Raw genomic sequence first — 26,439 nt, 5'->3', positions numbered from 1 at the left:
AGCACGCTCAGCCCGTCCGGGCCCGGTTCGGGTGACACCTCAGCCACCTACGACGGTGAACCACTCGCCATAGAACATGGAGACGCCCAAGCCGCAGGCAATGGCGGTGAGCAGCCAGAACCGGATGATCACGGTGGTCTCGGCCCAGCCGGCCAGCTCAAAGTGGTGATGGAACGGGGCCATCCGGAACACCCGGCGGCCGGTGCTGCGAAACGCCACGATCTGGATGACCACCGAGGTGATCTCGGCGACGAACAGCCCGCCGAGCACCACCGCCAGGATCTCGGTGCGGGTGGTGATCGACATGCCGGCGATCACCCCGCCCAGCGCCAGCGACCCGGTGTCGCCCATGAAGATCTTCGCCGGCGCGGCGTTCCACCACAGGAAGCCGATGCAGGCACCCGCGGTGGCGGCGGCGATCAGCGCCAGGTCCAGCGGGTCGCGCACGTTGTAGCAGCCCAGGCCGGGCGCGATCGCACAGGCGTTGCGGTGCTGCATGACGGTGATCAACACATAGGCGGCGCTGACCATCGCCATCGATCCGGCGGCCAGCCCGTCCAGGCCGTCGGTGAAGTTGACCGCGTTCGACCAGGCGCTGACGATCACGATGACGAACAGCACGAACAATGCGGGGGGCAATGTGACCGTGGCGATGTCGCGGACATAGGACAGTTGCAGACTGCCCGGGGTCAGCCCGGAGCTGTTGCGGAAGCACAGCACCAGCAGACCGAACAGCGTGGCCGCGGTGACCTGCCCGATGGTCTTGGCGGTCTTATTCAACCCGAGGTTGCGGGAGCGGCGGATCTTGATCATGTCGTCGACGAAGCCGACTCCGCCCAGCGCGGTCGCCAGCCCGAGCACCAGCAGCCCTGAGGCCGTCGGCCCGGTGCCGTAGAACACCAGGCCGGCCAGTTCGGCGGTCAGGTAGCCCGCCCAGATCCCCGCCACGATGGCCACACCGCCCATCGACGGAGTCCCGCGCTTACTGTGGTGGCTGGCCGGGCCGTCCTCGCGGATCTCCTGACCGAATCCCTGCTTGGTGAACACCCGGATCAGCACCGGGGTCAGCAGGATCGCGACCAGCAGCGCGACACCGGCCGCGATCAGGATCATGATCATCGGCGCTCTCCTGCGTCATCGGCGGCCAGTGCCTGCGCCAGCGCAGTCAGCCCGGCGGAGTTCGACGCCTTGACCAGCACCACGTCTCCGGCCTGTAGTTCGGCGCGCAACAGGGCCAGGGCGGCATCGACGTCGGGGACCGCAGTGGCCTCGGCGCCCCACGAACCCTCCATGACCGCGCCGTGCAGCATCGCGCCCATCGATCTCCCAACTCCGACGACAATGAGACGAGACACATCTAAGCGCACCGCGAGCCGTCCGATGCGGTCATGCTCAGATATCGCGTCCTCGCCCAGCTCGGCCATCTCGCCGAGCACCGCCCAGCTGCGCCGCCTGCCGGCGGGCGTGGGTGAACCGGGCGCCGGCTCCGTGCGGGCGATCCAGGCCAGCGCCTGCAGCGCCACCCGCATGGAATCCGGGTTGGCGTTGTAGGAGTCGTCGATCACGATCACGCCGTCCGCGCGGGTGCTGACCTGCATCCGGTGTCGCGAGGCCGGTCCGGCCCCGGCCAGGGCGTCGGCCACCTGTTGCGGCGTGGCGCCGCATTCGCGGGCGACCGCCGCGGCACACAGCGCGTTGCTCACCTGGTGATCGCCGGAGACCCCGAGCGCAACGGCGACGCCGTTCGCACCCTGGGGCCCGTAGTGCAGGGTGAACCGCGGACGAGCCAGCTCGTCGAGCACCACCGGTCCGGCCCAGACATCGGCCGGAGCCGAACGGCTGACCCGCACCACCCGGGCCACAGTCTGGTCGGCCATCGCCGCAACCGCGGAGTCGTCGACGTTGAGGATCGCCACACCGGACTCTGGAACAGCTTGGACCAGTTCGGCTTTGGTCTGGGCTATCGCTTCGCGCGAACCGAACTCACCCAGGTGCGCGGTCCCGACGTTGAGTACCACCGCGATCTGCGGCGGGGCGATCGCCGCGAGCGCCGCGATGTTGCCGCGATGACGCGCCGAGAGCTCCAGCACCAGGAAGTCGGTGCTCTCGTCGGCCCGCAGCACCGTCCAGGGATGCCCCAGCTCGTTGTTGAACGACCCGGGCGGCGCGACCACCTCGCCCAGCGGCGCAAGCACCGCGGCGATCAGATCCTTGGTCGAGGTCTTGCCCGAGGAGCCGGTCACGCCGATGATCTTCAGCCCGCCGGCGACCAGGGTGGCCGAGACCGCGGCGGCCAGTTTGGCCAGCGCGGCCAGCACCGCGGCACCGGATCCCGCCGGGTCGTCGTGTTCGAGGGCACCGGATCGGCTGTCGGAGGCCGCATCTCCGGGACTGACCACGATGGCCGGCACGCCGACCGGGCGCGCCGCCAACACCGCCACCGCGCCGGCCTCGACCGCCGACGCCGCGTGGTCGTGACCGTCGGAGCGGGCACCGGGCAGGGCCAGGAACAGCGCGCCCGGGGTGATCCGGCGGGAATCGAACTCCACCGTGCCGGTGACGATGGTGCGCTCGGCCTTCTCGGGGGTGATGTCGGCCAGCCGTCCGCCGACGATCTCGGCGACCTGCGCGACGGTCAGCGCGATCATCGGTGCTGCTCGCGCGCTTCCAGCGCCTGGGCCAGCTCCACGCGGTCGTCGAACGTTGCGGTGTGCCCGCCGGCGGTCTGCCCGGTCTCGTGTCCCTTGCCCGCGACCAGCACCACGTCGCCGGGCCGCGCCCACGCCACCGCGTGCTCGATCGCCGCCCGCCGGTCGCCGATCTCGACCACCTCGGCGCTGCCCTGCGCGGCCCCGGCCAGAACCGCGCGCCGGATCTCGCCGGGATCCTCCCCGCGCGGATTGTCGTCGGTGACGACCACCAGATCGGCGGTGTCTGCGGCGATGCGGCCCATCGGCGCTCGTTTGCCGGCGTCGCGGTCGCCGCCCGCGCCGAACACCACGGCCAGCCGTCCGGAGGTGTCGCGCAGCTCGTGGCGCAGCGTCGCCAGCACCGCCGCCAGCGCCCCGGGTTTGTGCGCGTAGTCGACCAGCGCCAAAAAGTCCTGGCCCCGGTCGATGGGCTCCATGCGTCCCGGCACCCGCGCGGCCCGCAGACCGGGCGCGGCCTGTTCCGGCGACACCCCCACCGCGTCGAGAACAGCCAGTGCCACAAGGGTGTTGGCGATGTTGTAGTCCCCGGGCAATCCGATGCCGATCCGATGGTGCACCCCGGCGGGATCGACGGCCACGAACTCGCGCCCGCGCGATCCGCCGGAACGCACCTGCTCCACACTCCAGTCCGCCGGACGGCCCGTGGCGCTGACGGTGACCGGCGCGTTCGCGCGTGCCGCCATCGCCGCGCCGGCGTCGTCGTCCACGCAGACCACCGACCGGGCGGCATGCAGGGGCGACGCCGGGTCGAACAGCCGGGCCTTGGCCTCGAAGTAGTCCGCCATGCTCGGGTGGAAGTCCAGATGATCACGCGACAGATTGGTGAAGGCGCCCACCGCGAAACGGGTGCCGTCGACCCGGCCCAACGTCAGGGCATGGCTGGAGACCTCCATGACGGCGGTGTCCACGCCGCGCTGGGCCATCGCGGCCAGCAGGGCCTGCAGCGCGGGCGCCTCGGGGGTGGTCAGGGCGCTGGGCAGGTCGGCGCCGTCGATGCGGACACCGACCGTGCCGATCAGACCGGCGATGCGGCCCGCGGCCCGCAGTCCGGCTTCCACCAGATAGGTGGTGGTGGTCTTGCCCGATGTCCCGGTGATGCCGATGACGGTGACCCGCTCGCAGGGATGCCCGTAGACCTGCGCCGCCAGCTCGCCGAGCACGGCACGAGGCGCCGGATGCACCAACACCGGGACCCCGGACGCAACAGCGTGCTCGGCGATCAGGGCGGCCCCGGCCCCGTCGGAGAGCACCGCCACCGCACCCCGCGCGAGCGCGTCGGGCGCAAACCGCGCACCGTGGGTGCTCGCGCCCGGGAGCGCTGCGAACAGGTCGCCGGGCCGGACGCCCTGGGCGCGCAGGGTCAGCCCGGTGATCGGCAGCTCCGGCACCACGTCGCCGGTGACCGCGACCGCCCCGATCTGGGCGGCGAGTGCGCGCAGCGATGAGCCGGCACCGGCATCGGGGCGCAGAGCAGGCACCAGCCATCACCTCCCTGTGCTGCCGGCCGGGTCGTCCGGATCGGCCCTGAGACTACCTAGGCGGGCGGTGTCCGCAGCGCAGGCGATCGGGCTTGGGCCGCTCGGGTCTGTCTTTTGCAGAGCCCAGTGGACTACATCGCCTGCAGGACCAGGGGCGGGCCGGGATCGGGCGACAGCGGGACGTTGTGGCGCTGCAGCAGCCAGCCGGCGATGTTGTGGAACAGCGGCGCCGCCGAGGTGCCGGGCGAGCCGTCCGCGGCACGGTGGGGGTTGTTCATCATCAGCCCGATGACGTAGCGCGGATTGTCCGCCGGGGCTATCCCGGCAAAGGTGATCCAGTAGACGTCGTCGTAGTAGCAGCCGCAGGCCGGGTTGATCTGCTGTGCGGTACCGGTCTTTCCGGCGATCTGATAGCCGTCGACCGCGGCCTGCCAACCGGTGCCCTGCTGCACGCCGGTGGGATCGCGCTGCACCACCGAGCGCAGCATGTTGCGCACCGTCGCCGCGGTCTGCTCCGAGACCACCCGGATGCCCTCGGGCCGCGGCTCTTCGGCGCGCGCGCCGTCGGGGCCGATGGTGGCCTTGATGATGCGTGGCGGGATGCGCAGGCCGTCGTTGGCGATCGCCTGGTACATCCCGGCCATCTGCAGCAGCGTCATCGACAGACCCTGGCCGATCGGCAGGTTGGCAAAGGAGCTGCCCGACCATTGGTCCACCGGCGGGACCAGACCGGCGCTCTCACCGGGCAGGGCCACCCCGGTGCGCTGACCCAGGCCGAACTTCTCCACCATGTCGAACCAGCGCTCGGGGCCCACCCGTTGCGCCAGCATCAGAGTGCCGACGTTGGAGGACTTCCCGAAGATTCCGGTCATGGTGTAGGGCACGACGCCGTGTTCCCAGGCATCCCGGACGGTGACGTCGGCGATGTTGATCGAGCCGGGTACCTGCAGGACCTCGTCGGGGTGACCGAGCCCGTATTCGAGGACCGAGGCGGCCGTGACGATCTTGTTGACCGAGCCCGGCTCGAACGGCGACGACACCGCCCGGTTGCCGAGTTCGCGATCCTCCTGGCGCCCGATGTCTTGGGACGGGTCGAAGGTGTTGTCGCCGGCCATGGCCAGCACCTCACCGGAGTGCGCGTCGAGCACCACCGCCGTGACGTCGTGGGCGCCGGAGAGGTTCTTGGCCTGCTGCACCTGCTGCTGGACGTAGAACTGGATGTCGTCGTCGATGGTGAGCTGGACCGTCGACCCGTTGACCGCCCGATGGCGGTTGCGGTAACTGCCCGGGATCACCACACCGTCCGAACCCCGGTCGTAGGTGATCGACCCGTCGGTGCCGGCCAGCACGGCGTCCATCGAGTCCTCCAGGCCCAGCAGGCCGTGGCCGTCCCAGTCGATGCCGCCGATGATGTTGGCCGCCAGCGAACCGCCCGGATACTGCCGCAGATCCTGGCGCTCGCTGCCGACCTCGGGGCATTTCTCGGTGATCACCTCGGCCACCGCGGGGTCGACGGCCCGAGCCAGGTACACGAAGGTCTCGTCGCTGCGCAGCTTCTTGAGCAACGCGGCGGCGTCGGGCTTGTTGCCGAGTCGCTGGGAGACCTCTTTGGCGATCTCCTGCAGCCGCAGCTCGGGATCGGGGGCCGACGGGTCCTTCTTCTTGGCTTCGGCGAGTTGCTTGCGGATCTTGGCCGGCTGGAAGGACAACGCGCGGGCCTCGATGGTGAACGCGAGCTTGTCCCCGGTGCGGTCGATGATGTCGCCGCGCAACGCCTGCTGAACGTCGGTGACCTTGAGTTGCCCGGCGGCCTCGGCCCGCAGCCCGGAGGCACGAGGAACCTGCAGGGAGAACAGCTGGGCCGCCGACAACGCCAGCACCAGGAAGATGACCGCGTTGCCGACGCGGTGCCGGAAGACGAACGACGCACTGCGCACGCCCAGTTCGGCGACCGGGCGGGTCCGGCGTTCGCGAGCCGAATGCTCGGTCGCCGGAGCCACTTTCGTCTCCTTGCCGGCCTTGGCGGCCTTGCCTGCTTTGGCGGTGGCCGCGCGGCGGGTTTTTCGCTTGCCGGCCGCGGCCGGACCTTCGTCACGACGTGTCGGGCCGCTCCCCCGCGCGGCCCGTCTCATCGCACGACTCCGGTGCTCACCGGTGGCAGCGCCACTGTCGGCGCGACCGGCCGCTCCAGCGGGACCACCGTCTCGGGCGGCACCGCCGTCCCGGACGGCAGCAGCACAGGCGGGACACCGGCGGTCGGGACGGCCGGTGTCGGCAGGTGCGGAATCTCCTGCGCGCTGGGCCCGGGCAACGGTCCGCGGACCGGCGTACCGGGCGCGCCGGGCAGGCCCGGAATAGTCAGCGGCGCACCGGGTGTCACCGCGGCAGGCGGGAAACCGCCGCGCAGATGGCGACTGTCCGGCTTGGGCTCGGTGAACGGCAGCCGCACCGGCACCTCGGCCGGCGGCGCCGAGTCGTCGGGCAACTTGATGTTCAGCGGCGGCGGCGGTGCCCCCTCAGCAGGCTTCGGCACGCCGACGACCACCCAGTTGCCGACCGGGTCCTGAACCAGATGCGCGGTGTCGCGGCTGGGGATCATGCCCAGTTCGCGCGCGGCCTCGGCCAGCGCGGGCGCCGACTCGGCCGTGAGGACGTCGCGTTCGAGTGCTTCCTTCTGCTGCAACAGCACCCGGTTGCGCTCCCGGATGTTGCCCAACTCGTAGGAGCGCTCGGCGGCGTCTGTCGAGAGCCACAGCGTGATTCCCAGCCCGATGCCCAGCGCACCGATGACCAGCACCACGAACGGAACCTTGGCCGCCAGGGTGCGTGGCCGCAGGTCGACCGAGGCCAACCGGGCGATGAGCCGTTCCCGCAGCGGTACGCGGACCACCTTGGGGGCTTTGGCCTTTCGCGCCTTGGCACGGGCCTTCGCCTGCTTGGTGCTCTTCGGCGGAACCGCCCGGGCATCGGGGCGAGGCGATGCCGCCCGCTGCGGTCCGGTGCGCGGTCGCGGCTCCCGGCCCGGTGCGGGCGCGGTCCCGCGCTGCCGGCGCGGGCCCCGGGACTGCGCAGCGTCGCCACCCCGGCGTGAGCCGGTGCGGGGCATGCCCTCGGGCCCGGGACCGCGGTCGCCCTGCCGTGCCCCCGCGGTGCGCTTGGTCGCCATCACTTCCCCCTCGATGCCACGATCGGCCCGGCCTGCACGCGCTCGACGGCACGTAGCCGCACCGACCCCGCTCGCGGGTTGCGCTCGACCTCATCGGCCTCAGCCCGCTCGGCACCTCTGGTCAGACTGATGAATTTCGGTTCGTCACCCGGCAATTCGACCGGCAGACCGACCGGCGTGCGCGACGCCGTCGCCGCGGCGAACAGCTGTTTGACGATGCGGTCCTCCAACGACTGGTAGGCCATCACCGCCACCCGTCCCCCCACCGTCAGCGCGTCCAGCGCCGCCGGCAGCGCGGCCCGCAGCGAGTCCAACTCGCCGTTGACCGCGATCCGCAACGCCTGAAACGTGCGCTTGGCCGGATGCCCGCCGGTTCGCCGCGCCGGTGCCGGGATCGCCTCGTAGAGCAGCTCCGTCAGCTGCCCGGTCGAGGTGAACGGCGTCTGGGCCCGGCGACGCACGATGTGGGAGGCGATCCGCGCCGCAAACCGCTCCTCGCCGTAGCGGCGCAGAATGTCGGTGAGCGCCGCGGCGTCATAGGTGTTCACGATGTCGGCGGCGGTCAGTTCGCCGTCCGGGTCCATCCGCATGTCCAACGGCGCGTCCTGGGCGTAGGAGAATCCGCGCTCCGCCCGGTCGAGCTGCATCGAGGACACCCCGAGGTCGAACAACACCGCGTCCACCGATCCGGTGGGGGCCAGTCCCGATTCGGCCAGCGCGGCGGCGATTCCGTCGTAGCGGGTGTGCACCATGGTGAGGCGATCGGAGAACCTGGCCAGCCGCGCGCCCGCGATGGACAGTGCGGTGGTGTCACGGTCGAGCCCGATGACGCGCAGGCCGGGGAACTCGGTGAGAAACCGCTCGGTGTGCCCGCCGGCTCCCAGCGTGGCGTCGACCAGGGTGGCGCCGTCGCCGTCGGCCGACTGCCTGGTCAAGGCCGGCGCCAGCAGCTGCACGCTGCGCTCCAGCAGAACCGGCACGTGTCCGAATTCGCCCTGCTCGGCCACAGCAGCACCTCCCCGTTGCGCCCCGTGAAATGCGCGGTCGGCAGCCCTTGCCTCGAGGTCCCTGCCCGACGGCGCGAACCTGACGTTGGGGAAGTACGTCAGGGTCGGTTCGGACAGAGGCCACGAGGCACGGGCGTGCACCTCAGATGATGTCGCTGAGTGCTTCATCGCTGGCCGCGGAGAAGTTCTCTTCGTGCAACTGCTGGTAGTCGCTCCAGGCTCGGGCGTCCCAGATCTCCAGGTAGTCGACCGAGCCGATGACCACGCACTCCTTGGAAAGGTTCGCGTAGCGGCGGTGGTCGGGCGACAAGGTGATCCGGCCCTGGGCGTCGGGGTGCTGCTCGTCGGTGGCGGCAGCCAGGTTGCGCAGGAAAGCCCGCGCGTCCGGGTTGCTGCGCGAAGCCTTCGCTGCCCGGCGGGCCAACTGCTCGAACTCCGCACGGGGATACACGGCCAGGCTGTGGTCCTGACTCTTGGTGACCATCAACCCTCCTGCCAGCGCATCACGAAACTTCGCGGGCAGTGTCAGCCGCCCCTTGTCGTCGAGCTTGGGCGTGTAGGTGCCGAGGAACATCGGCTACCTCCCGCCCGGTCGTCGTCTTCGTCAGCCCACGATACCCCACATTCCCCCACTATGCACCATTTGAGGGGGCAGATTCCCCCCTCTGCCCCACCAGCCGCCCCCCATACCGCCCATACCGGCCCATTCAGGCCCAATCAGGCAGGAAAAGGCCAGCTCACAGTGGATGGAGGCAAAGTGGGGCATGGTGGGGTGCGCTCCCCACCGCGCCCCACCGAGTCGCCGACAGGGGCGCGTGCGACCCAACGAAGAAAGGGCAGCCGATCGGCTGCCCTGTGAGTTCTTCGGTTTGTCTAAAAGCCCGGCCTAGGGTTCGAACCGGCGACGGAAACGATCTTCCATCCGGCTGGCGAACGTGCCGCTGGAGCCCTTGACCCGCCGCTGTGCGGTGCCGCCCGTCTTGACGGTGTCCAACCCGGGGGCCGCGTGGTTGCCGGTGATGGCGAACACCGCCCCGCCGAACATGACCACGAATCCCAGCACGCTCAGGATCAGGAATCCGGGATTGACCGTGGTCGCGTAAATCGGGATGCCGGAGACCAGCAGCACCAGACCGGTCACGAACAGCGCCATGCCCTGCACCCGCCGACGGGTGGTGGGGGTACGCAGGGCGGCGCCGCGAACACTGGACGCGAATTTGGGGTCCTCGGCGTAGAGAGCGCTCTCGATCTCATCGAGCATGCGCTGCTCATGGTCGGAGAGTGGCATTCGTCCCTCCTTGCCGACGGCCGCTCACATCACTGCCCCGCCTGGTGCGGGCATAACACTGATGATACGAGGTGTGCCTGTGCCGTACCACAGGCTTCACCAGCCGATTGTAGCCCCGGTCCGAAGTTGTCGATCCACAACCGCCGTCGCCGCAGGACGAAACCGGATAATAGGAACGCAACCTCGCCGACACGGGAAAGGAACCTGCCCTGTGGTCACCTTCCTGGTCGACATGTCGCCGCGAGAGATGGCAGATCACCTCGGCGAGGCACTGCGCGTCTATGTCACCGCGATGGGCTACCCGCCGGGCACCGAGGGGCAACGGGCTGCCATGTGGCTCGACCACACTCGCCGCACGGGATGGCGTGCGGTGGCGGCCTTCGACGACGGCGACCAGGGCGAAGCCAACCCCGCAGCCGCCGGGAACGGACACCCCGGCTCGCCGGCGTCGGCGTCGGCGTCGGCGTCGCACGGAGCCGAACTGCTGGGGGTGGCGTATGGCTACTGCGGCGCCCCCGACCAGTGGTGGCAGCAGCAGGTGGTGCTGGGTCTGCAGCGCCGCGGCCTGCCCCGGTCGGAGATCATCCGCCTGATGACCAGTTACTTCGAGCTGACCGAACTGCACGTGACGCCGCGGGCCCAGGGTGGCGGTCTGGGAGAGTCCTTGCTGCGGCGCCTGCTGACCGGACGACCCGAGGCCAACGTGCTGCTGTCCACCCCGGAGACAAGCGGTGAGAGCAATCGCGCCTGGCGGTTGTACCGCCGGCTGGGCTTCACCGACATCATGCGCGGGCACCACTTCGCCGGCGATCCCCGGCCCTTCGCCATCCTGGGCCGGCCGCTGCCGTTATAGCGGCCCTACCTGCCGCGTCATCACCGCACCGGTCCCCCGGTCTGGCACGATGACCTCGTGCATCTTCGGCGATCGCTTTGGCGGGTCCGCGTTCCAGGCCGGGCCCGACGGTTCGGCACCTACCGCCGGCTGACAGCCCTGGTGGCGCTGCTGCTGATCACGGTTCCACTGGCCGGATGCGTCCGCATCCGCGCCAGCATCACCGTCTCGCCCGACGACCAGGTCTCCGGCCAGCTGATCGTGGCGGCCAAGCCGCGCAACGACAACGACACCGGTCCCAAGCTCAGCGCCGACGTGCCGTTCCCCCAAAAAGTCGCGATCTCCAACTACAACCGGGACGGCTACGTCGGCTCCCAGGCGGTGTTCTCCGATCTGACCTTCGCCGAACTGCCGCAGCTGGCCGGTATGCACCGCGACGCCGCCGGGGTGGACCTGTCGCTGCGTCGCGCCGGCAATCTGGTGATCCTGGAGGGCCGCGTCGATCTGACCACCCTCGAAGACCCCGAGGCCGACGTCGAGCTGAGCGTGGCGTTCCCCGGCGAGGTGACCTCCACCAACGGCGACCGCCTCGGCGGCGACATGGTGCGTTGGAAACTCAAGCCGGGTGTGGTGAGCACCATGAGCGCCCAGGCCCGCTACACCGACCCCAGCACGCGCTCGTTCGCCCACGCCGCCCTGTGGCTGACCCTGTCGACGTTCGCCGCGGCAGGCCTGGTCGCGCTGATGGCGTGGCAGGGCCGGGACCGCTCACCGCGGTTCCGTTCGCCCGACGACGCCGGCGTCTGAAGCGGCGCCGCTCAGCTCGGCCCGGGCGACCAGTAGTCGAGCATCTGCGCAAAGGTCCGGAATGCCGCCGCCGACACCCCGTACGTCGCCTCCAGATGGATGCTCAACGGGAAGCCCAGATCCGCGACACCGTCGATCACCCGCTTGTACAGGTCCAGCATCAGCTTGCGCCGCTGTTCGGGTTCGCTGTCGGCCAGCGTCTTGACGAACGCCTGTTCGGCGGCCACCGCCGGGTTGCCCGGATCTTGAATCAGCCAGTTGATCAGACCGACCCGGTTCTCGACCGTGGGGACAAAGCCGAACGACAGCAGGATCTCCGGCCGGGCATCGCTGTGCTTGGCGAACTCGGTGAGGAACGACACGATCGCGTCGGAGTACAGCAGCTGAGTCAGCGCGAAGGTCGCCCCGCGTTCGCACTTGAAACGGAACCGGCCGAGCTCCTCGGCCCGGGTCGGAATCAGGATCGCGCCGCGGTTGGACACGTCGTCGCGGAACATCGCCAGCGCATCGGTCGGCGGCACGCCCGAGCCCTCGCCGTCGGCCATGGTGCGGGGCACGCCCACGAACACCACGCCCTCGATCCCCGCCGTGGTGAGCTCATGCAGCCGGCTGCGCAGGCCGGCCTCGTCGGAAAACGAAGTGACCTGGGTGCACAACCCGGCCATGCCCGGCAGCTCGGGCCGGATCGCCTGCCAGAAGTCCAGCACGTCGAGCTTGGGCTTCATCTCGATGGGGCGGTCGTCCTCCTCGGCGATCATCCCCGGCATCAAGATGTGGCGGATCTTGCCCTGCAGGCCGGTTTCGGCGGCGAACCGCACGACCTTGTGCGCCTCCTCGATCGTCTGCTCGGGACCCCGTTCCACGTTCGGTGGGACAAGCTCGAGTGCGACGGTGTTCAAGGTCACGTGGTAGCTCCTCATGAAAGACGGTCCGCAGACGTCAACAGTGCCACAGGGCGCGGCCCGACGGCCTTGGCCGCCGTCGGCCGCCACCGGCCTGAGTCCCCCCCGGGCGTGGTGGCACACTCTACGCTGGACCCAGGCTGGGGGTTCCCGCCCGGGGCAGCGCAGAAAGGGACGCCGAGCTGACATCCAAGGCAACGACTACACCGTCGGCCGCAGCGCTGGCCGGCGCCGTGACCGAACAGCTGCGCTCCCACCTGCGCACGCGGCGTACCGAGACAGCTTATATCGGTGACGACTACCAGGATCTGATCACCGGCCTCGAGGACTTCGTGCTCGACGGCGGCAAACGGCTGCGTCCGGCCTTCGCCTACTGGGGCTGGCGCGCCATCACCGGCCGCGACGCCGGCGACCGCGAACTGCTGCTGTTCTCGGCACTGGAACTGCTGCACGCCTGCGCGCTGGTGCACGACGACGTGATCGACGCCTCGGCGACCCGCCGTGGCAATCCGACCACGCACCGCAAGTTCGCCGAGTTGCATCGCGCCCGCGGCTGGCGCGGCTCGGCCGACCAGTTCGGGATATCGGCGGCCATCCTGCTCGGCGACCTGGCCCTGGTGTGGGCCGACGACATCGTCGCCGACGCCGATCTGCCCGACGATGCCCGGCGCCGCGTGCGGCGGGTCTGGTCGGATATCCGCACCGAGGTGCTGGGCGGCCAGTACCTCGACATCGCCGCCGAGTCCAGTGGCGTGGACTCGATCGCCTCGGCGATGCGCGTCAACACCTACAAGACCGCCTCCTACACGGTGGTGCGCCCCTTGCAACTGGGCGCCGCCGCGGCAGCCGACCGGCCCGATATCCAGGCACTGTTCGGCGAGATCGGCACCGACCTGGGCGTGGCGTTCCAGCTGCGCGACGACGTGCTGGGGGTGTTCGGCGATCCGGCGGTGACCGGCAAGCCCTCCGGCGACGACCTGCGCTCGGGCAAGCGCACCGTCCTGCTGGCCGAGGCCGTGGACCTGGCCGACAAGTCGGACCCGGCGGCGGCCAACCGGTTGCGCAGCGCGATCGGCACCGCACTGACCGAGGCGCAGGTCCGCGAACTGTGCGACACCATCGAGGCGGTGGGCGCCCTTGCCGCCGTCGAAGACCGCATCGACCTGCTGATCCGCCGTGCCCTGACCGCGCTGGCGGCAGCACCCATCGACGAGGTCGCCAAAGCCGGACTCACCGACCTGGCTCGCCGCGTAGCCGACCGGTCCGCCTGAAGATCCCGGAGCACCGATGCCCAATCCCACCACCTCACCGGTCCCCAGCGCGCCCAGCGACACCGCGCGCGGTCTTGCGGGCCTGCGGCAGTTCGCCGCCGGCCAGCAGGCAGGCGCCGCGTGGACCGGATGCCTGGGTGCACTGTTGATCACCCTGGGCGGGCTGGGCGCCGGCAGCACCCGGATCCAGGACCCCCTGCTCGACTCCCTGCACCTGTCGTGGCTGCGGTTCGGGCACGGCCTGGTGCTGTCGTCGGTGCTGTTGTGGGCCGGGGTCGCGGTGATGCTCGCGGCCTGGCTCGGCTTGGGCCGGCGGGTGATCGACGGCGCCGTCAGCACCTACACATTGATCGCCACCACCGGCTTCTGGCTGGCTCCCCTGCTGCTGTCGGTGCCGGTGTTCAGCCGCGACACCTACTCCTACCTGGCCCAAGGCGCCCTGCTGCGCGATGGATTCGACCCGTACCAAGTCGGGCCGGTGGAAAATCCCAACCCGCTGCTCGACGACGTCAGCCCGATCTGGGCGGCGACGACGGCGCCCTACGGGCCCGCGTTCATCTTGATCGCCAAGCTCGTCACGATGCTGGTGGGCAACAACGTGGTGGCCGGCACCATGGTGCTGCGACTGTGCATGCTGCCCGGACTGGCGCTGCTGATCTGGGCCGCGCCCCGGGTGGCCGCCCGGGTCGGCGGCAGCGCCCCCGCGGCGCTGTATCTGGCCGTGCTCAACCCGCTGGTGATCATCCACCTGATGGGTGGGGTGCACAACGAGATGCTGATGGTCGGCCTGGTGATGGCGGGCATCGCGCTGACACTGGAACGCCGGCACCTGGCGGGGATAACGGTGGTGGCACTGGCCGCGGCGGTGAAGGCCACCGCCGCGATCGCCCTGCCATTTCTGGTGTGGGTCTGGATGCGCCGCCTGCGCGAACAGCGCGGCTACCCGACGGTCCCGGCATTCGCCACCGCAGCGGCAGCCTCGACGGTCAGCGTTGTCGCCGTGTTCACCGTGCTGTCGGCCCTGGCCGGAGTCGGTTTGGGCTGGCTGACCGCACTGCTGGCCGGCAACGTCAAGATCATCAACTGGCTGACCGTGCCCACGGCGGCCGCCAACCTGATCCACGCCATCGGCGGACTGGTCGCCCCGGTCAACTTCTACGCGGTCTTGCACATCACCCGGATCAGCGGGGTCGTGGTGATCGCGCTGGTCCTGCCGGTGCTGTGGTGGCGAGCGCGGCGCGACGATCGCAGCGCGATCGCCGGCATCGCCTGGGCCATGCTGGTCGTCGTGCTGTTCGTGCCGGCAGCTCTGCCCTGGTACTACACCTGGCCGCTGGCGGTGGCCGCCACCCTGGTGCGTTCCCCGACCGCCATCGCCGCGATCGCGGCGGCCTCGACCTGGATCATGGTGATCTTCAAACCCGACGGCTCCCATGGCATGTACACCTGGCTGCACGTGATCGGCGCGACGGGCTGCGCCGTCTACGCCTGGTACCGGCTGTCCAAAGCGCCGGCCGAAACCGCCTGAGGGCGGCGCAGCTCAGTAGGCCATGGCCTGGGCCCGCCGCATCACCTCGCGGGCCTGGTGGGCGTGCAGCGCATCGATGGGGCGGGCGTTGGCCACCGGTTCCCGCACGCCGTCGCGGGTCAACGACAACGACGCATCCGGGGTGAACAGCCACCGCAGAATCTCGGTCCGCTGGTAGCCGCCGTCGTGCAGCAGCGCCAACAGCCCGGGCAGACTCTTGATCACGTCGCCGTCGGCGGTGAAGAACACCTGCGGAACCAGCAGCACACCGTTTCGCCGCACCGCGGCCAGATGGTTGTCACGCAGGTACTGGTGCACTTTGGTGACGGGCACCCCGAGCATCTCGGCCACCGTCGGCAGGTCGAAAGTCGGTTCGTCGGGATCGAGGACGTCATCTGAGGCCGGAATACTGCTCACGACACGAGTTTAGAACCGCCGGACCGGCCGCCGACGCACACATACCATTGCCAGGTGACTTCCACCTGGGGCGGCGACAGCTTGGAGGGCACCCTGCTCGACGGGCGGTACCGGGTGGGCGCCCGGATCGCCACCGGCGGCACCTCCACGGTGTACCGCGGCATGGACGAACGCCTCGACCGCCCGGTCGCGGTGAAGGTGATGGATCTGCGCTACGCCGGCGACCAGCAGTTCCTGGCCCGGTTCCAGCTCGAGGCCCGGGCGGTCGCCCGGCTCAAGGATCCGGGGCTGGTGGCGGTCTACGACCAGGGCTTCGGCACGATTCACGATCCCGGCCAGCCGTTTCTGGTGATGGAGCTCGTCGAGGGCGGCACGCTACGCGAACTGCTCAATGAACGCGGCCCGATGCCGCCGCACGCCGTCGCCGCGGTACTGCGCCCGGTGCTTTCGGCACTGGGGATCGCGCACCAGGCCGGGCTGGTGCACCGTGACGTCAAGCCGGAAAACATCCTGATCTCCGATGACGGCGACGTGAAGATCGTCGACTTCGGACTGGTGCGCGCCATCGCAGCGGCGGGAATCACGTCCACCAACGTGATTCTGGGTACCGCGGCCTATCTGTCCCCCGAGCAGGTGCGGGACGGAAACGCCGGCCCCGCCAGCGACGTCTACAGCGCCGGCGTACTCACCTATGAGCTGTTGACCGGCCACACGCCGTTCGCCGGCGACTCCGCGTTGACGGTGGCCTACCAGCGCCTGGATCACGATGTCCCGCTGCCCAGTTCGGCCATCGACGGCGTTCCCGGCGAATTCGACGACCTGGTCGCCCGGGCCACCGCCCGGGAGCCGCAGGACCGCTACCCCGATGGTCTGCAGATGGCTCGCGCGGTAGACCTGCTCACCGAAGCGCTGGCGCTGCCGGCGTTTCGGGTGCCCGCCCCCCGCAACTCCGCCCAGCACGTCGCGGCCGCACCCGGGCGCACGCCGCAGCAGCCGGCGCCGCCACGCCACCAGACCCTGCACATGACCCGGGGTCCGCAGGACTGGCCGGAGGAAACCGGTCAATCTCAGCTCGTGACAGGGCAATTCGGCGGCGTCGAACTGAGCCGATTCGTGCTGGAGCGCCAGCACGCACGCCGGATGGTGCTGATCTGGCTGGCCGTGGTGTTCGCGCTGGACGCCGTGGTCGCGGCGGTGGCGTGGACGCTGGGCAACAACGTCGGCGCGCTGCTGTAAACCGCGGCCTGCCGACGTCTCAGCCCCGCAGCATCTCCGCGACCAGGAAGGACAACTCCAGCGACTGCTGGGTGTTGAGCCGCGGGTCACACGCCGTCTCGTAGCGACCGCCCAGATCCGAGTCCGAAATGTCTTGGGCGCCACCGAGGCACTCCGTGACGTCTTCCCCGGTGAACTCCAGGTGGATGCCGCCCGGGTGAGTGCCCAGCGCATGATGCACCTCGAAGAAGCCCTGCACCTCGTCGACGATCCGGTCGAAGTGGCGGGTCTTGTGGCCGGTCGACGCCTCATGGGTGTTGCCGTGCATCGGGTCGCACTGCCAGATCACCTGGTGACCGGTGGCCTGGACCTTTTCGATGATGCCGGGAAGCAGATCGCGCACCTTGCTGTTGCCCATCCGGCTGACCAGGGTCAGGCGGCCCGGCTCGTTGTGCGGGTCGAGCCGCTCGACGTACTCCACCGCCAGTTCCGGCGAGGTCGTCGGCCCCAGCTTGATGCCGATCGGGTTGGCGATCACCTCGGCCAGACCGACGTGCGCGCCGTCGAGCTGACGAGTCCGCTCCCCGATCCACAGGTAGTGCGCCGACAGGTCGTAGAGCTTGGGGGCACCGGAGCCGTCAGCGCCGCCCGGGCCCATCCGCAGCATGGCCCGCTCGTAGTCGAGCACCAGGGCCTCGTGGCTGGCGTAGATCTCCGCGGTCTGCAGCTCCCGGTCGGCCACCCCGCACGCCGACATGAACTTCAGCCCGCGGTCGATCTCCCCCGCCAGCGCCTCGTAACGAGCACCCGCCGGCGACGTGCGGACGAACTCGCGGTTCCAGTCGTGCACCAACTCCAGTGACGCCAGGCCCGACGACGTCAGCGCCCGCACCAGGTTCATCGCGGCGCTGGCATTGGCGTAGGCCCGCACCAGCCGAGACGGGTCGTGCTCACGTACCTCGGCATCGGCGGCCAGTCCGTTGACCATGTCGCCGCGGTAGGACTTCAGGCCCAGCGCGTCGATGTCGGCCGACCGCGGCTTGGCGTACTGACCGGCGATCCGGGCCACCTTGACCACCGGCATGCTGGCCCCGTAGGTGAGCACCACGGCCATCTGCAGCAGGGTGCGGATGTTCGCCTTGATGTGCGGCTCGGTGTTGTCGGTGAAGGTCTCGGCGCAGTCGCCGCCCTGCAGCAGGAAGGCCTCCCCGCGGGCGACCTGGGCCAGCAACGCCTTGAGGCGCTCGATCTCGGAGGCCACCGTGATGGGCGGAACGCTCTCCAACACCGTGCGCATGGCCTTGGCCTGGTCGGCGGGCCAGCTCGGTTGTTGGACGGCCGGCCGGGCCAGCGCGGCGTCGAGGCGCTCGCGCAGATCCGCGGGCAGCGGCGGCAACGCCGGCAGCTGGTCGATGGGTACGTCAACAGTCCAGTTCACCCGACCATGGTAGCCGGGTGCCGAACCGCCCTGATCAGGCCAGTTCGCTGCCGGTAATGACCTGGAAACGGCGCAGCTGATCGCGGGCGTCCACCAGCGCGTCGTGACTGCCCGCCGACCGCGGTGGCAGCCGCGGCCGGCCCCGGTCCTCCCACAGCTGGCGCAGCTCGTGGGTGAAACGCGGAATCGGCGCCGGCAGCTCAGGCATGGTGCCCCACAGCTGGCAGAGCACCACATGGTCATAGGCGCCGACCCAGGCCCACAACTCGATAGGGTCCCCCCGCTCGACGCCCAGGAACTCCTCTAAGTCCGCGCGAATCCGGCTGCGCGAGCGCCACGCCTTCGAGGCCGGCGACGGCAGCTTCGGCAACACGTGCGAGCGCACCCACGGCCCCGCACGGCCCGGGTCGAACTCGGTGGAGACCGCGTAGTACTCGCGCCCGTCCTCGGCGACCACGCCGATCGAGATCAACTCGATGGTGCGGCCGTCCTCGATGAACTCGGTGTCGTAGAAATACCTCGTCACCACGGTCCGCCCTGCCGGGGCATCCGCGGGACCACGAATGGCCGGGTGGGCGCCGACGCCTCCGACGCCGGACCGGGCCGGCTCGGGGGCCACGGGGGCGGAGCCGGCCGGGCGGGCGGGCGGGCGGCGGGGGCCGGCGGCCGGGCTGCCGGCGGCCGGGGAGCCATGAATTTCACCGTCGGCGCCGACGCGGCGCGCACCTCGCGGTCGAGCTCGGCGTCGACCGCCCGCTCGTCGGGCACCTGGGGCCGGCCGGCGATCGCATCCTGCAACCAGAGCTTGGCGGCAATCACCGGACGGCGCAGCCGGCGCTCGCGCTCCAGCGCGCGGTGCATTCGCTCACGGCTGTTCAGATAACGCCAACGGGCCCAGGGCGCGTGCGGCCGGGACAGCCGCACCGCGCCGATCACCAGCAGGGGAAAGAAAAACATCCCGATCAACCCGGTCCACACCTTGCCCTTCAACAACACCATCACGCCCAGCGGCAATGCCGTCGCCAAACCGATGAACACCCCGGTGCGAATCAACGGCGACGACGTATCGTGCCATGTTCCGGCCAGAAACGTCAGCGGGTGAAAGCCCAGCACCAGCAGCCCGGCGACCGCCGTGGCGGCGAACACCGCGTCGACCGACGCGCGGCCGTCCTCCTCCCAGTACACGTCGGACAGGTGCAGGATCAGCGCGTACTCGTCTAGCACCAGCGCCGCCCCGATCCCGAACGCGATCGCGGCCAGGCTGAACGCCGGCTCATGCCCGCTGGATCCGACGGTCACCAGCGTCACCCCGGACACCATCACCAGCACCACCCCGAACACCACGTGGTGGATGTGTTTGGTCCCGATGTGGACGTTGCGCGGCTGCCACCACCGCGGCGGCCGGGGGTTGTCGGCCTGGCTGCGGATGTAGCGCACCACGGCACGAGTCACCAGGAACGTCGCCAAAAAGGCCAGCAGACAGCACAGCAGCGGCAGTCGGCCACGCCCCACAATGTCGTCGCGGAACCATTCGAGCATCTAATGAAACGTACGCCCTCACCGCACACCACGCCCGGATCGCCACCGGTATGGCGCGGTCTGAGGTAGCCACCGGATAGGCTGTGCTGCGACATGACTACATCGCGGCCGGCCGAGCCGGGCCGTCGGCACGGGGGCATCAACGGTAGGGCCGTTTGGTGGATCTTCACGGCGCTGACGATGGCAGCTCTGGGCTACATGACGTGGCGGGCATTGGGCAGCACGCCGTATCACATCGACGTCGACGTCTACCGGATGGCGGCCCAGGCCTGGCGTGACGGCCAGCCGCTCTACGGCCAGAACTGGTTCCAAACCCAGATCGACGGCACCGTCCTGCCGTTCACCTATCCCCCGATCGCCGCGGTGTTGTTCGCCCCACTCACCTGGGTTTCGCTGGGCACCGCCACCGTCGTGTTGACCATCGTCTCGACGTTGCTGCTGGTGGTGTCGATCACGATCGTGCTGACCGGCCTGGGGGTGAGTGTCGAGACGAGTCCGGGTTGCGGCCCGGCCTGGTGGCGCCGCGCTGTGGTGGCCGCGGCGATCGTGGCGGCGGCCATCTGGTTAGACGCCGAACCGATCTGGGCCAACTTCGACTTCGGCCAGGTCAATGCGGTGTTGATGACCCTGGTGATCGCCGACTGTGCGCCGCGGCGCACCTACTGGCCGCGCGGCACCCTGCTGGGTGTGGCGGTGGCGCTGAAGCTGACCCCGGCCGTGTTCGTGCTCTATTTCCTGTTGCGCGGCGACCGGCGCGCCGCGGTCACCACGGTGGTGTCGTTTCTGGGCGCGACCCTGCTGGGCTTCGCAATGGCCTGGAGCGACTCCTGGCAGTACTGGACGCGCACCGTCACCGACACCGACCGCATCGGCGGAGCGACGCTGAACACCAACCAGAACCTGGCCGGGGCGCTGGCCCGGCTGCCGCTGGGCGAGCAGCTGCGCTCGCTGCTGTGGCTGGCCGGGTGCCTGGTGGTGCTTGCGGTGACCGTGTGGGCGGCCCGCCGCGTGCTCAGCGCGGGTGAACCGATCTTGGCGCTGGTCTGCGTGGCACTGTTCGGCCTGGTGGTGTCACCGGTGTCCTGGTCGCATCACTGGGTGTGGATGCTTCCCGCGGTGGTGGTGACCGCGGTGGTGGCGTCCCGGCACCGGGCGCCGGTGCTGGGAGCACTCAGCGTGATCGGGGTGGCGCTGATGATGCGCAGTCCGATCGAGTTGCTGCCCGAACATCATGAGACCGGCGCCGCGTGGTGGCGCCAATTGGCCGGAACGTCCTACGTGTGGTGGGCGCTGGCGATGGTCGTCACGGCCGGCGCGACGCTGCGGCCGTCCCCCCGGACGAATCCGGATCAGCCCGCCGCGGTCTCCGGAAACCGGGCGACCGGCTGAGTCGTTTCCCCTTCCGCCTGCGCCGCACCGTTTTTGAGATTTGCCGCGTAGACGTCGACGTACTCCTGCCCGGACAGCCGCATCAACTCATACATCACCTCGTCGGTGACGCCGCGCTCGATGAAGCGGTTGTCGGCCATCCCGTCGAAACGCGAGAAGTCCATCGGCTTGCCGAAGCGGACGGTGACGCGGCCGAACCGCAGCATCGAGGTGCCCGGCGGGTTGACGACGTCGGTGCCGACCATCGCGACGGGGATCACCGGGACACCGGTGTGCAGCGCCAGCCGGGCCAGCCCGGTCTTGCCCTTGTAGAGCCGGCCGTCCGGTGAGCGGGTGCCCTCGGGGTAGATCCCGAGCAGCTTGCCCTGATCCAGGATCCGCCGGGCGGTGTTGAGCGCGGCCCGCGCGGCGTCCGCGTCGTTACGGTCGATGGGAACCTGCCCGACGGCGGTGTAGAAAGAACGGGTCAACCAGCCTTTGACCCCGGTTCCGGTGAAGTATTCCGCCTTGGCCAGGAAAGTGATCCGACGGCGCACCACCAGGGGCAGGAAAAAACTGTCCATGACGGCCAAATGATTGCTGGCCAGAATCGCCGCCCCGTCAGCGGGGATGTGCTCCAGGCCCTCGACTTTCGGCCGGCCGATCACGGCCAGCAGCGGACCGAAGAACACGTACTTGACCAGCCAATACCACATGGCCCCTCCCTCCTGGTCGTGTTCGCGCTAACTTTACCGAGCGGCCGTGGCTAGGGCCACACGGTGATTCGTCACAGCGCGAATTCGCTGGAATTCCTCAGCTTTCGCCGTCTGAGGATTCGGTTTCGACGTTTACCGGAATGTGTTGATAACTGGGCCGGACCGGCGCGTCACCGTCGCCGCCGGGTGCGGCCGGGCCCGGTTCAGGCGGATCCGGCGGCCCGCCGGCGCCGGCGGTCTCCCCGACCACGGCGCGGACCACCTCGTAGAGCGCGACGCTGTGCTCAGCAACCACGGTCAGCAGCGGATGCTCTTCGCCGGTCACCAGTGCCGCCAGCGCGCATACGGGGCACCACACCTGTTGACATTTGCCCGGTCCGTCGCCGGAGGCCGCCAGCAGCGCCGCGGCACGCACCGCCGGATCGAGGCGATCCAGCAGGGCCTGGGCGAGCTTGCGCAGCTCGGGTCCGAGCTCACCGAGGTCGGGGTGCGCGCCAGGGGTCAACGTCGCCCCTCCTCATCGCCAGTCGTCGGCCACACGTCCGGGTCCGGCCGGAAGCGCACCGTCAGTTCAGTGCCACGCAGCGTCGCGTCGACAACCGTGCACCGTCGCAGCACCGACGCCAGCCGCACGCGGCGTCTGGTGGCGCCTGCCCCGATGATCAGATCGTCTCCGGACCGCCCCAGGCTCAGCGCACCGGAATCGACCTGGGGTAACTCTAGCCGCAGGCGATACACCGCCCCCAGCCCGGAACCGGACTCCCGGTCGACCACGGGCCGCACCGGACCGGGCGGTGCCGATCCGTCCCGGCGGCGGCTGCCGGCGAGCAGGTCGCCCAGGGCTTTGGGGCCGATCGGCTCACCCGCCAGATGCGGGACCAGCACCATCGCCACGTCGCCTATCGCGTGGTCGATCTCGGCCAGGACGGTGCGCTGTTCGCTGATCCGCTCGGCGTACCAGTCGAACGCGGGATGGACCGGCAGGTCGGTGTAGACGTATGAATCGTCCTGCACCAAAATCTGATTGACGATCAGTTCCGCCACCCGCACCCCGGTCAGCGACAGCACTCCCAGGGTCCGGACGGCTTCGGCGGCCACCACGCGCTCGGCGGTCAGCACCAGATGCGCTGCCACCGTCGTCTCATCTGCGAGGCGCTCGGCAAGCCGCTCGGCGGCGCGGCTGATCCGCTCGATCGCCTCCACCAGGGCGGTCGAACGGGGCTCCTCGGTCCCGCTGAGCCGGCGGTGCCGCGGCCAGGACCGTTCGGCATACAGCGCCACGGTCGCCGGCAGGGTCAGCATCCGCATCGCATCGGCAGTCGATGCGCAGTCGACGATGACGCGGTCCCACTGCCCGCTGTCCGCGAGCTCGCCGACCTCGTGCAGGCCCAACACCTCCTGAACCCCCGGAAAAGCCGAAAGTTCTTCGGGGGCAAGGCTACCCAGATCCGATTCGGGGAACCGCGCAGCGAGCACCCCGACCACGCCGGCCCAGTGCCGCTCAAGTACGGACAGGGTGTCCAGCGCGAGCACGTCCAGCCGGCCCGGGCCGGCGCCGTCGAGGGCCACCGGGCTGGGATCCCGGGCACCGCTGGGAGCCAGCTGCACGCCGAGCACATCGCCCACCGAATGGGCCTGATCGGTGGAGACCAGCAGCACCCGGTCGCCGGCGCATGCCTGCGTGACAGCGGTCGCCGCCGCACACGTGGACTTGCCTACGCCGCCCTTACCGACGAACAGACTCAGCTGGGCTGCAGCCGGCGTCGCTGCCTGCGGCGGCCTCACTCAGCCTCGGCTCGCTTCTTCAGGTCCTTCAGAGCGGTGTCGGTCAGTCGCCGTTCCGCCTTGCGCTTGAGCAGGCCGATCATCGGAATCATCAGATCCACCGACAACTCGTAGACGACCTCGGTGCCAGATCTCTTGGGCGTCAAGCGATATTCGCCGTTGAGGGCTTTCAGCAGCGAACTCGACGCCAGCGACCAGCGCACCGAGCGGTGATCGGGCGACCAGTCGTAGTCCAGCACCATGGTGTCTTTGAGCACGGCCGCGTCGAGCACCAGCCGGGCCACCTTCGGGTACCCGTCGGCGTCGGTTTCGAGCACCTCGGCCTCGGTGTACTCCGAGACCCAGTCGGGATAGGCGCCAATGTCGGCGATCACCTTCATCACCGTGTCCGGATCCGCCGCGATGTAGATCGTCTGAGCTGTCTTATCGGCCACGTACTACTTCCCTAACTCGCTCGCGCCTGGCACGACCCCACGGCAAAGACGGTACCCCGCCGTCCCGGGCCGGGGCGGTTCAACGTACGGCGTTCGGAGAGACCCCCACCGGCCGGGAACTCTCCAGGCGGTCCTTGATCTCGAAAGCCATCCGCTTGCCGGCCACCCGGCGGCGGTGGTTCAGCTTCGCCAGGTTCAGCTTGGCCAGCTGCCGGCCGGTCACCCCGGTCGGCTCGGCATGCAGGAAGTAGTGCAGCAGCACACCGTCGAGCATCGGCTCCAGCCAGATCTCCATGGTGCCGGTCAGCGGCCCGCTCACCGTCCACCGGATGCCCTTGTCGGCCCGGTCCTCAACCACCTGGAGTTGCAGGTCGGGCCACCACCGCTGCCAACTCAAGCGATCGGCGACCGCCGCGCCGACCTGCTCGCCGGATGCGGCGACGAAAGTCTCGTCGGCAACCTGGATACTGTTCATGGCCCGCAAGCGTATCGAAGACGTTTGCGCAGCCAACCTCCCCTGCCCGCCGATGCCGCGCACCCGACGCTCCGGCCGTGGGCCCTCCCGCCCGGAACGGTCCCGCACGTTTTCGCCGCGAGCCCGCCCGCGCCCGTGGCCCCGCCCGCAATCGTGAACACCGTCACGCTCGCGGACCGGTGCCGACTAGGCTGAGCGGGTCTACCCCGGCTGGCAAGAGAGGTCATCGCAATGCGTGAGTTCAGTGTTCCCGCGTCGTTCACCGTCGAGGAGCACGACAACGTCGCCGCGGTCGTTTTCGAGCACGAGCGCAACAGTCCCGATTTCGTGATCTACCAGCGGTTGGTCGACGGGGCCTGGACCGATGTCACGTGCGCAGAAGCCGCCGCGCAGATCCGGTCGGCCGCATTGGGACTGATCGGTCAGGGCGTGGCCCCCGGCGACCGGGTGGTCATCTTCTCGGCAACCCGTTACGAGTGGGCCCTGCTCGACTACGCGATCCTGTCCATCGGCGCGGTCACCGTGCCGATCTACGAAACCTCCTCGGCCGAGCAGGTCCGCTGGGTGATGCAGGACTCCAGCGCGGTACTGGCCTTCGCCGAGACCGACGAGCACGCCCAGATCATCAACGAACTCGCCGCCGACCTGCCCGCACTGCGGCGGGTGCACACCATCGACGGTTCCGGCCCGGCCGCGCTCGACGAGCTTGCCGAAGCCGGTGCCGGTCAGGACCCGGCGCAGCTCACCGCACGCCTTGACGCGCTGCGGGCCACCGACCCGGCGACGCTGATCTACACCTCGGGCACCACGGGGCGCCCCAAGGGCTGCGAGCTCACCCACTCCAACCTCATCCACGAGGTGCGCGGCACCCAGGCTGCGCTGCCGACCCTGCTGACTGCCGGACAGCGCCTGCTGGTCTTTCTGCCGCTGGCCCACGTGCTGGCCCGCGCGCTGAGCATCGCCGGCTTCGCCAACAAGGTCACCGTCGGCTTCACCAGCGACATCAAGAACCTGGTACCGATGTTCGGGGTGTTCAAGCCGACCGTGGTGGTTTCGGTGCCGCGGGTCTTCGAGAAGGTGTACAACACCGCCGCGCAGAACGCCGCCAACGACGGCAAGGGCCGCATCTTCGAGATCGCCGCCCAGACCGCGGTGGACTGGAGCGAGTCTCTCGACCGCGGCGGTCCGGGCCTGTTGCTGCGTGCCAAGCACGCCCTGTTCGACAAGCTGGTCTATCACAAGCTGCGCGCGGCGCTGGGCGGCAACTGCCGCGCCTCCGTCTCCGGCGGGGCCCCGCTGGGCGAACGGCTGGGCCACTTCTACCGTGGCGTCGGCCTGTCCATCTACGAGGGCTACGGCCTGACCGAGACCACGGCTGCCATCACCGTCAACCCGGTCGGAGGAATGAAGGTGGGGACCGTCGGAAAGCTGGTGCCCGGCAACAGCATGCGGGTCGCCGAGGACGGCGAGCTGCTGGTGCGCGGCGGGGTGGTGTTCAACGGCTACTGGCGCAATGAGGCGGCCACCGCCGACGCGTTCGTCGACGGCTGGTTCCGCACCGGGGATCTGGCCGCCATCGACGCCGACGGCTACCTGAAGATCACCGGCCGCAAGAAGGAGATCATCGTCACCGCCGGCGGCAAGAATGTCGCCCCGGCGGTCCTGGAAGACCAGCTTCGCTCGCACCCGCTGATCAGTCAGGCGATGGTCGTCGGAGACGCCAAGCCGTTCATCGGCGCGCTGATCACCATCGACCCGGAAGCCTTCGACGGCTGGAAGCAACGCAACGGCAAGTCCAGCACCGACACGCCCGGCGACCTCGCGACCGACCCGGATCTGCTCGCCGAGGTCGACGGGGCGGTCAAACAGGCCAATCTGTCGGTCTCCCACGCCGAGTCGATCCGCAAGTTCCAGATCCTGCCGGTCGACTTCACCGAGGCCACCGGCGAGCTGACCCCGACCATGAAGGTCAAGCGCAACATCGTCGCGGAGAAGTTCGCCGAAGCGATCGAGGCGATCTACGTCAAGGGCTGAGGCACCCTCAGGGCCAGGGCTGAGCCCC

The 26,439-nt window shown here is 69.8% G+C and carries 25 protein-coding genes; 7 read left to right on the top strand and 18 right to left on the bottom strand.

The features are described from left to right. Positions 1-39: 39 nt before the first annotated feature. The 8 genes from mraY to G6N14_RS05925 all read right to left on the bottom strand — a co-directional run bounded on the left by mraY (position 40) and on the right by G6N14_RS05925 (position 9,650). Entirely contained in the window at positions 40-1,119 is a 1,080-nt protein-coding gene (mraY, locus tag G6N14_RS05960; protein WP_085135669.1) for a phospho-N-acetylmuramoyl-pentapeptide-transferase, read from the bottom strand. Further along, positions 1,116-2,648 (bottom strand): UDP-N-acetylmuramoyl-tripeptide--D-alanyl-D-alanine ligase, encoded by a 1,533-nt coding sequence (locus G6N14_RS05955; protein ID WP_085135670.1) that lies wholly within the window; start codon positions 2,646-2,648, stop codon positions 1,116-1,118. The genes mraY and G6N14_RS05955 overlap by 4 nt, the downstream gene beginning before the upstream one ends. Continuing rightward, positions 2,645-4,192, bottom strand: a complete 1,548-nt coding sequence (locus tag G6N14_RS05950; RefSeq protein ID WP_109559799.1) for a UDP-N-acetylmuramoyl-L-alanyl-D-glutamate--2,6-diaminopimelate ligase — start codon at positions 4,190-4,192, stop codon at positions 2,645-2,647. The genes G6N14_RS05955 and G6N14_RS05950 overlap by 4 nt, the downstream gene beginning before the upstream one ends. Before the next feature lie 128 nt (positions 4,193-4,320). Next, positions 4,321-6,321 carry a peptidoglycan D,D-transpeptidase FtsI family protein gene (locus G6N14_RS05945; protein ID WP_085135672.1) on the bottom strand — a complete coding sequence of 667 codons (2,001 nt, stop codon included), beginning with the start codon at positions 6,319-6,321 and terminating at the stop codon, positions 4,321-4,323. Next, entirely contained in the window at positions 6,318-7,355 is a 1,038-nt protein-coding gene (locus tag G6N14_RS05940; protein ID WP_085135673.1) for a cell division protein FtsL, read from the bottom strand. Before G6N14_RS05940 ends, G6N14_RS05945 begins: the two co-directional genes overlap by 4 nt. After that, positions 7,355-8,503, bottom strand: a complete 1,149-nt coding sequence (gene rsmH, locus G6N14_RS05935) for a 16S rRNA (cytosine(1402)-N(4))-methyltransferase RsmH (RefSeq protein ID WP_234808916.1) — start codon at positions 8,501-8,503, stop codon at positions 7,355-7,357. Before rsmH ends, G6N14_RS05940 begins: the two co-directional genes overlap by 1 nt. A gap of 1 nt (position 8,504) precedes the next feature. Then, positions 8,505-8,936: a division/cell wall cluster transcriptional repressor MraZ gene (gene mraZ / locus G6N14_RS05930; protein WP_085135675.1), complete on the bottom strand. Its 432-nt coding sequence runs from the start codon at positions 8,934-8,936 to the stop codon at positions 8,505-8,507. A 312-nt stretch (positions 8,937-9,248) separates the two neighbouring features. After that, entirely contained in the window at positions 9,249-9,650 is a 402-nt protein-coding gene (locus G6N14_RS05925; protein WP_085135676.1) for an SCO2097 family morphological protein, read from the bottom strand. Between the two features lie 232 nt (positions 9,651-9,882). On the opposite strand from G6N14_RS05925, the gene G6N14_RS05920 reads away from it, so the two are divergent. Together G6N14_RS05920 and G6N14_RS05915 are read left to right on the top strand one after the other, a co-directional pair. Beyond that, positions 9,883-10,503, top strand: a complete 621-nt coding sequence (locus G6N14_RS05920; protein WP_275986385.1) for a GNAT family N-acetyltransferase — start codon at positions 9,883-9,885, stop codon at positions 10,501-10,503. A gap of 129 nt (positions 10,504-10,632) precedes the next feature. Beyond that, positions 10,633-11,289: an LppM family (lipo)protein gene (locus G6N14_RS05915; protein ID WP_163787298.1), complete on the top strand. Its 657-nt coding sequence runs from the start codon at positions 10,633-10,635 to the stop codon at positions 11,287-11,289. Positions 11,290-11,300: 11 nt separating this feature from the next. On the opposite strand, the gene G6N14_RS05910 is transcribed toward G6N14_RS05915, so the two are convergent. Next, positions 11,301-12,194 (bottom strand): mycobacterial-type methylenetetrahydrofolate reductase, encoded by an 894-nt coding sequence (locus tag G6N14_RS05910; protein ID WP_085135679.1) that lies wholly within the window; start codon positions 12,192-12,194, stop codon positions 11,301-11,303. 218 nt (positions 12,195-12,412) lie between these two features. Between G6N14_RS05910 and idsA2 the strand changes: the two genes are divergently transcribed. Both idsA2 and G6N14_RS05900 read left to right on the top strand, forming a co-directional pair. Then, positions 12,413-13,462 (top strand): bifunctional (2E,6E)-farnesyl/geranyl diphosphate synthase, encoded by a 1,050-nt coding sequence (idsA2, locus tag G6N14_RS05905; RefSeq protein ID WP_179960872.1) that lies wholly within the window; start codon positions 12,413-12,415, stop codon positions 13,460-13,462. Between the two features lie 16 nt (positions 13,463-13,478). Further along, on the top strand, positions 13,479-14,990 hold the full coding sequence (locus tag G6N14_RS05900; RefSeq protein ID WP_085135681.1) for an alpha-(1->6)-mannopyranosyltransferase A: 1,512 nt from the start codon (positions 13,479-13,481) through the stop codon (positions 14,988-14,990). Between the two features lie 12 nt (positions 14,991-15,002). Here the strand turns inward: G6N14_RS05900 and G6N14_RS05895 are convergent, their stop codons facing one another. After that, a complete protein-coding gene (locus G6N14_RS05895; protein ID WP_085135682.1) occupies positions 15,003-15,407 on the bottom strand; it encodes an Rv2175c family DNA-binding protein in 405 nt (134 codons plus the stop codon). Between the two features lie 54 nt (positions 15,408-15,461). Here G6N14_RS05895 and G6N14_RS05890 point away from each other — a divergent pair, with 54 nt between their 5' ends. Further along, entirely contained in the window at positions 15,462-16,643 is a 1,182-nt protein-coding gene (locus tag G6N14_RS05890) for a protein kinase domain-containing protein (protein ID WP_407663079.1), read from the top strand. A 19-nt stretch (positions 16,644-16,662) separates the two neighbouring features. On the opposite strand, the gene G6N14_RS05885 is transcribed toward G6N14_RS05890, so the two are convergent. The 3 genes from G6N14_RS05885 to G6N14_RS05875 are packed head-to-tail and all read right to left on the bottom strand — an operon-like array spanning position 16,663 to position 19,599. Beyond that, positions 16,663-18,060: a class II 3-deoxy-7-phosphoheptulonate synthase gene (locus G6N14_RS05885; RefSeq protein ID WP_085128680.1), complete on the bottom strand. Its 1,398-nt coding sequence runs from the start codon at positions 18,058-18,060 to the stop codon at positions 16,663-16,665. Between the two features lie 34 nt (positions 18,061-18,094). Continuing rightward, positions 18,095-18,586 carry a polyadenylate-specific 3'-exoribonuclease AS gene (locus tag G6N14_RS05880; protein WP_085135695.1) on the bottom strand — a complete coding sequence of 164 codons (492 nt, stop codon included), beginning with the start codon at positions 18,584-18,586 and terminating at the stop codon, positions 18,095-18,097. Then, positions 18,583-19,599 (bottom strand): hypothetical protein, encoded by a 1,017-nt coding sequence (locus G6N14_RS05875; protein ID WP_163787077.1) that lies wholly within the window; start codon positions 19,597-19,599, stop codon positions 18,583-18,585. The genes G6N14_RS05880 and G6N14_RS05875 overlap by 4 nt, the downstream gene beginning before the upstream one ends. A gap of 93 nt (positions 19,600-19,692) precedes the next feature. Between G6N14_RS05875 and G6N14_RS05870 the strand changes: the two genes are divergently transcribed. Then, positions 19,693-20,988: a glycosyltransferase 87 family protein gene (locus G6N14_RS05870; protein WP_085133870.1), complete on the top strand. Its 1,296-nt coding sequence runs from the start codon at positions 19,693-19,695 to the stop codon at positions 20,986-20,988. Here the strand turns inward: G6N14_RS05870 and G6N14_RS05865 are convergent. The 5 genes from G6N14_RS05865 to G6N14_RS05845 form a co-directional block, all read right to left on the bottom strand. Further along, positions 20,949-21,683, bottom strand: coding sequence for a lysophospholipid acyltransferase family protein (locus G6N14_RS05865; RefSeq protein ID WP_085133871.1), 735 nt, complete (start codon positions 21,681-21,683; stop codon positions 20,949-20,951). The genes G6N14_RS05870 and G6N14_RS05865 overlap by 40 nt on opposite strands. A gap of 97 nt (positions 21,684-21,780) precedes the next feature. After that, on the bottom strand, positions 21,781-22,188 hold the full coding sequence (locus G6N14_RS05860) for a hypothetical protein (protein ID WP_085133872.1): 408 nt from the start codon (positions 22,186-22,188) through the stop codon (positions 21,781-21,783). After that, positions 22,185-23,468: an ArsA family ATPase gene (locus G6N14_RS05855; protein ID WP_085133873.1), complete on the bottom strand. Its 1,284-nt coding sequence runs from the start codon at positions 23,466-23,468 to the stop codon at positions 22,185-22,187. The genes G6N14_RS05860 and G6N14_RS05855 overlap by 4 nt, the downstream gene beginning before the upstream one ends. Next, positions 23,465-23,902 carry an SRPBCC family protein gene (locus G6N14_RS05850; protein WP_085133874.1) on the bottom strand — a complete coding sequence of 146 codons (438 nt, stop codon included), beginning with the start codon at positions 23,900-23,902 and terminating at the stop codon, positions 23,465-23,467. Before G6N14_RS05850 ends, G6N14_RS05855 begins: the two co-directional genes overlap by 4 nt. Before the next feature lie 79 nt (positions 23,903-23,981). Further along, a complete protein-coding gene (locus tag G6N14_RS05845; protein ID WP_085133875.1) occupies positions 23,982-24,377 on the bottom strand; it encodes a polyketide cyclase / dehydrase and lipid transport in 396 nt (131 codons plus the stop codon). A 231-nt stretch (positions 24,378-24,608) separates the two neighbouring features. On the opposite strand from G6N14_RS05845, the gene G6N14_RS05840 reads away from it, so the two are divergent. Beyond that, positions 24,609-26,411 carry an AMP-dependent synthetase/ligase gene (locus tag G6N14_RS05840; protein ID WP_085133876.1) on the top strand — a complete coding sequence of 601 codons (1,803 nt, stop codon included), beginning with the start codon at positions 24,609-24,611 and terminating at the stop codon, positions 26,409-26,411. The last annotated feature ends 28 nt before the right edge of the window (positions 26,412-26,439 follow it).

It is taken from the genome of Mycolicibacter hiberniae, assembly GCF_010729485.1.
Lineage (GTDB): Bacteria > Actinomycetota > Actinomycetes > Mycobacteriales > Mycobacteriaceae > Mycobacterium > Mycobacterium hiberniae.
Note: the sequence above shows the minus strand (reverse complement) of the source record. Positions and strands in the feature narration are given on the sequence as shown.

What these genes read in the sequence shown, in the direction of transcription:
- G6N14_RS05940 (WP_085135673.1), bottom strand. Translation starts at nt 7,355, where the DNA reads ATGGCGACCAAGCGCACCGCGGGGGCACGGCAGGGCGACCGCGGTCCC.
- G6N14_RS05865 (WP_085133871.1), bottom strand. Translation starts at nt 21,683, where the DNA reads ATGTGGTATTGGCTGGTCAAGTACGTGTTCTTCGGTCCGCTGCTGGCC.
- G6N14_RS05900 (WP_085135681.1), top strand. Translation starts at nt 13,479, where the DNA reads ATGCCCAATCCCACCACCTCACCGGTCCCCAGCGCGCCCAGCGACACC.
- G6N14_RS05925 (WP_085135676.1), bottom strand. Translation starts at nt 9,650, where the DNA reads ATGCCACTCTCCGACCATGAGCAGCGCATGCTCGATGAGATCGAGAGC.
- G6N14_RS05955 (WP_085135670.1), bottom strand. Translation starts at nt 2,648, where the DNA reads ATGATCGCGCTGACCGTCGCGCAGGTCGCCGAGATCGTCGGCGGACGG.
- mraZ (WP_085135675.1), bottom strand. Translation starts at nt 8,936, where the DNA reads ATGTTCCTCGGCACCTACACGCCCAAGCTCGACGACAAGGGGCGGCTG.
- G6N14_RS05840 (WP_085133876.1), top strand. Translation starts at nt 24,609, where the DNA reads ATGCGTGAGTTCAGTGTTCCCGCGTCGTTCACCGTCGAGGAGCACGAC.
- G6N14_RS05870 (WP_085133870.1), top strand. Translation starts at nt 19,693, where the DNA reads ATGACTACATCGCGGCCGGCCGAGCCGGGCCGTCGGCACGGGGGCATC.
- G6N14_RS05945 (WP_085135672.1), bottom strand. Translation starts at nt 6,321, where the DNA reads ATGAGACGGGCCGCGCGGGGGAGCGGCCCGACACGTCGTGACGAAGGT.
- G6N14_RS05875 (WP_163787077.1), bottom strand. Translation starts at nt 19,599, where the DNA reads ATGCTCGAATGGTTCCGCGACGACATTGTGGGGCGTGGCCGACTGCCG.
- G6N14_RS05845 (WP_085133875.1), bottom strand. Translation starts at nt 24,377, where the DNA reads ATGAACAGTATCCAGGTTGCCGACGAGACTTTCGTCGCCGCATCCGGC.
- mraY (WP_085135669.1), bottom strand. Translation starts at nt 1,119, where the DNA reads ATGATCATGATCCTGATCGCGGCCGGTGTCGCGCTGCTGGTCGCGATC.
- G6N14_RS05920 (WP_275986385.1), top strand. Translation starts at nt 9,883, where the DNA reads ATGTCGCCGCGAGAGATGGCAGATCACCTCGGCGAGGCACTGCGCGTC.